The 6,191-nt window shown below is 39.5% G+C and carries 8 protein-coding genes, 1 riboswitch and 1 other annotated feature; all 8 genes read left to right on the top strand.

Annotated features, from left to right (window positions below):
* The coding region (locus VK097_RS13380; RefSeq protein WP_324212297.1) for an aminotransferase class IV at nt 1–354 on the top strand (354 nt) is incomplete at its 5' end.
* Nucleotides 355–456: 102 nt separating this feature from the next.
* A riboswitch (TPP riboswitch) is annotated at nt 457–565 on the top strand.
* 160 nt (nt 566–725) lie between these two features.
* The gene (gene tenI, locus VK097_RS13375; RefSeq protein ID WP_324212296.1) at nt 726–1,358 is read left to right on the top strand and encodes a thiazole tautomerase TenI; all 633 of its coding nucleotides are present in this window, start codon (nt 726–728) and stop codon (nt 1,356–1,358) included.
* A 4-nt stretch (nt 1,359–1,362) separates the two neighbouring features.
* Nucleotides 1,363–1,566, top strand: coding sequence for a sulfur carrier protein ThiS (thiS, locus tag VK097_RS13370; RefSeq protein WP_324212295.1), 204 nt, complete (start codon nt 1,363–1,365; stop codon nt 1,564–1,566).
* A gap of 1 nt (nt 1,567) precedes the next feature.
* Complete coding sequence (locus VK097_RS13365) at nt 1,568–2,335, top strand: thiazole synthase (protein WP_324212294.1); 768 nt, start codon at nt 1,568–1,570, stop codon at nt 2,333–2,335.
* On the top strand, nt 2,332–3,351 hold the full coding sequence (locus VK097_RS13360; RefSeq protein WP_324212293.1) for a thiazole biosynthesis adenylyltransferase ThiF: 1,020 nt from the start codon (nt 2,332–2,334) through the stop codon (nt 3,349–3,351). The genes VK097_RS13365 and VK097_RS13360 overlap by 4 nt, the downstream gene beginning before the upstream one ends.
* A gap of 56 nt (nt 3,352–3,407) precedes the next feature.
* On the top strand, nt 3,408–3,848 hold the full coding sequence (locus VK097_RS13355) for a PTS sugar transporter subunit IIA (protein ID WP_324212292.1): 441 nt from the start codon (nt 3,408–3,410) through the stop codon (nt 3,846–3,848).
* Nucleotides 3,849–3,870: 22 nt separating this feature from the next.
* Nucleotides 3,871–5,244, top strand: a complete 1,374-nt coding sequence (locus VK097_RS13350) for a PTS galactitol transporter subunit IIC (RefSeq protein WP_324212291.1) — start codon at nt 3,871–3,873, stop codon at nt 5,242–5,244.
* A gap of 50 nt (nt 5,245–5,294) precedes the next feature.
* A complete protein-coding gene (locus tag VK097_RS13345; RefSeq protein ID WP_324212290.1) occupies nt 5,295–5,579 on the top strand; it encodes a PTS sugar transporter subunit IIB in 285 nt (94 codons plus the stop codon).
* 200 nt (nt 5,580–5,779) lie between these two features.
* Nucleotides 5,780–6,015: a binding site (T-box leader), on the top strand.
* Nucleotides 6,016–6,191: the final 176 nt, after the last annotated feature.

The raw sequence follows: 6,191 nt of genomic DNA, 5'->3' as shown, positions 1-6,191 counted from the left end.
ATTACGCCAGCATTAAACGGAAGTATTTTAGAAGGAGTAACTAGAAACTCCATTATCGAGCTTCTGAAACATTGGAATATACCGGTCACAGAGCGCAAAATTTCGATGAAAGAAGTTGAAGAAGCGTATAAAAACGGACATTTGGAGGAAGCTTTTGGTACAGGTACAGCAGCTGTGATCTCTCCGATCGGCGAGTTTAACTGGGAAGGTAAGAAGATGATTGTTAATGAAGGAAAAACAGGTAAAATATCTAAGCAGTTATATGACACATTGACAGGAATTCAATTAGGAACAGAAGAAGATCCATTTGGTTGGATTGTAAAAGTGAAACAGGAAAAATCTGCTATACAGTAATATAATGCGGCAACATGATAATTTAATTAAATACTAAGATTCAAAATTCATTGACAGACGAAACATTCATGTTACAATGGTTTTAATAAATAAAAAATAAAAGCGATCCGCTAGGGGTGCCTTTTTAAAAGGCTGAGATTGAAGTTTAACTTCGGGACCCTTTGAACCTGATCTGGTTGGTGCCAGCGTAGGGAAGTAATGTGCTGATGATTATTTGGTTACATATAACTATGTATGTACAAAACACAAGCCACTTTCTCAATGCTCCGGCATGAAGAAAGTGGTTTTTTATTTTGTCACAAATGCGACTGGAAATAGGAGGGACATGATTAATTTTGACGGAATATTCTGATCTCGGGTAGGTGTTAATGATGACTAAACAATTACATGTAGTCTCAACAGGACAACAATCAAGGGAAATGTTTGTAAAAGTTGTGCAGCGGATTCATAAATATGTCGATGCTATTCACATTCGGGAAAAAACATGGCCAGCAAAAGAATTGATAGATGCCATTCATGCTTTAATTGAAAAGGAAGTCCCGCCTGAAAAAATAATAGTAAACGATCGGATTGATGTCGCATACATCATGAAAATAAAAGGCGTTCAGCTTACTCATCATAGTGTAGATATTGCACTGGTAAGAGAAATGTTCCCGTCTTTGCGAATTGGTAGTTCTGTCCATTCCTCTGAAGAGGCAATAATTGCTGAAGAAAAGGGCGCGAGCCATCTTTTTTTTGGACATATTTTTCCAACGGCATCAAAACCCGGCGTTATGCCAAGGGGACTTGATAATTTGAAGAAAGTAATCGGAAAGGTAGTGATACCTGTTATCGCCATTGGTGGGATTACTCCTGAAAATACGAAGGGAATATTAGCAGCTGGATCTGGAGGGGTTGCTGTTTTGTCGGGAATATTACTTGCAAATGATCCATTGCAAGCTGCGAAAGAATATAGAAATGCATTGGATAAAGCTGAGGAAGACGACATCATTGAAAGGGGGTGAATTTGTGAAACTAAAAATAAACGGGGAGCTTATAACAGTACCAACTACGATTAATACAATTATGGAAATAATCGAGCACTTTAAGATAAGCAACCCAATAGTCATTGTTGAACATAATGATACGATTTTGGAAAAGGATGCACATGCAGTAACGAAGGTAGCAGATGGAGACAAAATAGAATTAGTTCAATTTGTAGGAGGTGGTTGAAATGTTAACAATCAACGGAAAACAATTTAACTCCAGATTATTATTAGGTACAGGTAAATATCCGAATTTCGACGTTCAAAAACAGGCAGTTGAGGTTTCAGAATCGGAAATTCTAACGTTTACAGTTCGTCGTATGAATATTTATGAACCGAGTCAGCCGAACTTTTTGGAAAAGATTGAATTGGAAAAGGTTAGCCTGTTACCAAATACAGCCGGTGCCAAAACAGCGGATGAAGCAGTTCGCCACGCGAAGCTCGCGCAAGCCTCGGGTCTTTGCGACATGATCAAGGTTGAAGTTATCGGCTGTGATAAGACACTTCTTCCAGATCCGGTTGAAACGTTGAAAGCAACTGAAGAACTGCTAAAAGAAGGATTCACAGTGCTTCCGTACACATCTGATGATGTTGTACTTGCAAGAAAATTAGAAGAACTTGGTGCACATGCAATCATGCCGGGTGCTTCTCCGATTGGATCTGGGCAGGGAATTATTAATTCGCTCAACTTAAGTTTTATTATCGAACAAACGAAAGTTCCGGTCATTGTTGACGCAGGAATCGGCTCCCCTGCTGACGCTGCATTGGCAATGGAATTGGGAGCTGACGCGGTTCTTTTAAATACTGCTGTGTCAGCTGCGGATAAACCTGTTAAAATGGCAAAGGCAATGAAACTCGCTATTGAAGCTGGGCGCTTAGGTTATGAAGCCGGGAGAATCCCGAAGAAGCGAACAGCAACCTCAAGCAGTCCCATGGAAGGATTGAGTGTCGGATGAATGATCGTTATTCAAGACAGACCCTGTTCACCCCAATTGGTGAACAGGGTCAACAGAGATTAGCAGAAAAACATGTATTAATCATTGGGGCAGGGGCCCTTGGAACGGGTAATGCTGAGTCACTCGTTCGCGCCGGTGTCGGGAAAATAACTATCGTGGATAGAGATTATGTAGAATGGAGCAATTTGCAGCGGCAACAGCTTTACGTTGAGGCGGATGCAGAAAAACGTATCCCGAAAGCAATTGCCGCACAAAAACGGTTGCAACAAATTAATTCAGAAATAGATATCAGTGCGCACATCATGGACGTGACGCCTCAGGAAATGGAAAGACTGGTGAAAGATGTAGATTTGATACTTGATGCAACTGATAATTTCGATATCCGTATGTTGATAAACGATATCTCACAAAAATATGCTACGCCTTGGATTTATGGATCCTGTGTCGGCAGTTATGGCATTAGTTTTACGATTATTCCGGATGAAACCTCCTGTCTACATTGTTTGATGGAAACTGTTCCTATTGGTGGCTTAACTTGTGATACAGCCGGGATTATAAGCCCTGCAGTCGGTATGGTCGTTGTCTATCAATCCGCAGAGGCTTTAAAAATACTTACTGAGAATTGGGGGGCGCTCAGGAAGAAACTGGTTTCCTTTGATCTTTGGACAAATCAGCAATCCATGATTAATGTTTCCAAAATAAAAAAAGAAAATTGTTCTTCTTGTGGTGTGCATGCAACCTATCCCTTTCTTTCATTTGAAAATCAGACAAAAACAGCTGTGTTATGCGGAAGGGATTCTGTACAGATTCGTCCTGCAAAAACGGAGGCGCGTGATTTGCCATCAATCGCTAAAACCCTTTCCATGAAGGGGGGCTACGTAGAGCAAAATGCCTTTCTTTTATCTTTTACAGTTGGAAAACAACGGCTTGTCATGTTTCAGGATGGGCGCACGCTCGTTCACGGGACAAAGGATATTGCAGAAGCAAAAACGCTTTATCATCGATATTTTGGCTAAAACTAACTTTTTCGTCGTGATAACACCGCCGTTGAAAAAGGGGCTATACGATGTACATGGATAAGCAATTTATATTTGTTGACCTTGAAGTAAATTCAAGGGAAGAAGTGTTAACTCTATTAGGAGATCGACTATATAAACTCGGTTATGTTAAAAAAGGCTTTACTGAAAGTGTTATAGAAAGAGAGAAGCATTTTCCGACAGGATTGCCGGCAGCCCCTTATGGTATTGCGATCCCACATACTGATGGTGATGAAGTGATCCAATCGAAACTAGTATTTGCTTCATTGAAACACCCTGTCCAATTTATGCTGATGGGAGATTCCGAACAGGCGATACAGGTCTCATTAGTTATGATGATGGCACTAGAGACGGGTCATGGTCAGATTCAAATGTTGCAAAAAATAATGGGTGTTTTTCAAAACGAAGCCTTCGTTCATCAATTAAAACAAACGAAAAAGATTGATCAGATTAGGAAGATATTAGATCTATCCTAAGTAAATGGGAGGCTGGGGAAAGATGAGTATTTTACAGTGGTTTGTAGACCTAGGTGCGAGTGTCATGCTGCCGATCATTATTTTCCTCTTTGCTTTAGTACTCGGGACGAAGCCTGGCAAAGCATTCCGGTCAGGTTTAACGGTCGGGATTGGATTTATCGGGTTAAATTTAGTTATTGGGCTCTTAACCGATAGTCTTGGACCTGCTGCACAAGCAATGGTGGATAATTTCGGATTCCAATTACATACGATAGATATTGGTTGGCCTGCTTCAGCGGCTATTTCTTATGGGACTGCTTTGGGAAGTTTGGCAATCCCACTCGGGCTGGCAGTGAATGTGATATTGTTAATGACCGGATTGACGAAAACAATGAATATTGATGTTTGGAATTACTGGCACTGCGCTTTTACAGGTTCACTTGTTTACGCTTTAACAAGTGATTTTGCTTTGGGATTATTTACTATCGTTGTTCATCTGTTACTTATTTTTCTGCTGGGAGATTTAATTGCCAAGGATATTGAAAAATTTTACGGATATAGAAATATTACGTTTCCTCACGCCGGCTCAGCTCCGTCTTATTTAGTAGCCAAGCCATTCAACTGGATGTTTGATCGCATCCCCGGTTTTAATAAATTGGCAGCAAATCCGGAAGCTATTCAAAAGCGTTTGGGTATTTTTGGTGACACAACTGTGATGGGGGTTATCATTGGAATAGTCATTGGACTTTTAGCGGGATATAATGTAACAGAAACATTGCAACTGTCTGTGCAAACAGGTGCTGTTATGCTGCTGATGCCACGGATGGTATCTCTTTTAATGGAAGGATTGGCACCTGTTTCAGAGGCTGCCGGAAATGTTGTGAAGAAAAGATTTCCTGGAAGAGACTTATACATTGGTATGGATAGTGCGTTGTCCGTTGGTCATCCAACCGTCTTATCGGCATCATTACTGATTGTTCCAATCACCCTATTTTTAGCGGTAATTTTACCGGGAAATACCGTACTCCCTTTTGGTGATTTAGCAACGATTCCATTTCTAATCTGTTTGATGGTTCCCGTGTTTAACGGAAATATTATTCGGACTGTAATTGCTGGTTCCTTATATATAGGTGTTGGGTTATACATTGCAACATGGGTTACACCGCTATTTACGGATGCAGCTAAGGCAGCCAGTTTTGATATGGGGACAAATACGAGTATTTCTTCATTAGTAGATGGTGCTGTCTGGACAACCTTTATCTTTGTCGGTTTAGCAAAGCTGATCAGCTGGTATGGAATTGGATTTATTGGTCTTGTTGTATTATTACTTTTAGTGTCCCGGCGAAAAATAGACAGTAACAATCAAACCGAAGAAATTGAGAAACCGTTGGAAAAGATTAGCGGAATAGATAATTGACTTTATGTGGAGAAGCCGTACATAAAATCAAATACCGGAGCGTGAATGAAATGAAAAAATTACTAATTATGTGTGGAACGGGAATTGCAACGTCAACAATTGTGACTGAGAAGGTTAAAGCATGGCTGAAGGATATGAATCTGAATCATAATGTGATCTTATACCAATCAAAGATCAGTGATGAATTAGGAAGACTTAATGAATATGATATTATTGTTTCCACCACGATGGTTCCGAAAAGTATGAAGGAAAATGTGATAGATGGAGTCCCATTATTAACAGGTATAGGAATTGATGCTATGTATGATGAAATTTTAGAAAAAATGAATGGATAGTTTTATTTAATTTTGCAACCTGTTGAAACTAATTCAGGTTTTTAATATGTATACTGGCAGAATCTACAGAATGCTTGTGAATCAAACTGAAATGTAAGTGCTTACAATAGTTTCTTTCGACAAGAACAAGGCAAAAGTGTATTGACAATAAACGATAATTTGCTATGATTATAAAAAATCACTTAATTTTAATGATATATATAAATATATAGATGAAGACAATTTCATTAACATGAGATTCTTTAGAGAGCTGATGGATGGTGAAAATCAGCGTTTCCTTTAATGAACAGCACTTCGGAATTGACAGGTTGAAATTTTTAGTAGGCCTGTTCGGCAATCAAACGCCGTTATCCATAAAACCAATGAAGACTATCATTGATATATGATAGTAAAAAAAGGGTGGCACCGCGTAAGCTTAAACCTTTTCGCCCCTTAAGCCTAGTTATTAAGGGATGGAAGGGTTTTTTTAATTTTAAAATATTTTCTGAAAATGAGAGGAGCTTGTTTTATGTTGCAAGATACAAATTTACTGCGAATACCGGGACCTTCACCAATTCCACCAAGTGTCGAGCGGGCAATGAGTCAACCAATGATCGGACATAGGGGGCCGGA

Source organism: Lentibacillus sp. (assembly GCF_035301675.1).
Taxonomy (GTDB): domain Bacteria; phylum Bacillota; class Bacilli; order Bacillales; family Amphibacillaceae; genus Lentibacillus.
The sequence above is the reverse complement of the archived record's forward strand: the minus strand, read 5'-3'. Positions and strand labels throughout refer to the sequence as shown.